Source organism: Vibrio sp. 1562, assembly GCF_033340155.1.
GTDB lineage: Bacteria > Pseudomonadota > Gammaproteobacteria > Enterobacterales > Vibrionaceae > Vibrio > Vibrio alginolyticus.
On record NZ_JAWOVY010000682.1, the window covers coordinates 1 to 544 of the forward strand.

General features: G+C 47.2%; 1 protein-coding gene. It reads right to left on the reverse strand.

All coding sequences use genetic code 11. The features are described 5' to 3' along the window. Positions 1–16: 16 nt before the first annotated feature. Positions 17–544 (reverse strand): glycosyl hydrolase 53 family protein (locus tag R7Z49_RS27070; protein ID WP_318112757.1); only part of this gene is annotated, 528 nt, incomplete at its 5' end.

The following is a 544-nucleotide window of genomic DNA, read 5'->3' on the forward strand; positions in this document are numbered from 1 at the left end:
TGTTTTTTATTGTTCATTATTGACCTTTAAATACTTTCAATGACGGTAGTGCGTTACCTTCAAAATCAAACAGTGCTTGGTTCTCCCATGAATTGCCCATGTCCCATTTGTCCCCGCTATAGTCCATGCCAGCGCCTGTTGACCAGGTTGCCCCATCGATTGGTAACCATGCGGGTTCCCAGTAATAAATCCCTAAACCTAGTTCGTTAGGCAGTTCATTCAACAGCGTCATGATGTCAGCCAGGTATTGCGCCTGGCCCTCAATTGACACACTGTAGCCCTCAATCGGCCCCGCCTCGGAGTAGCTATTACCTAACGAATCACCATTCTCAGTGGTAAACGGGAAAGACGTTTCGACCAAGACAACAGGCTTGTTGTAGCGACTGATGACGTCATTCATATTGGCTTTTACTTTGTCAATTGGGCCGTGCCACCACGGGTAGTAAGACATACCAATCACATCAAAATCGACACCACGCTGGGTGATTTCATCAAACCACCAACGGAAAAGACCGTTATCACCGGCTTCAGCGAGGTGCAACAT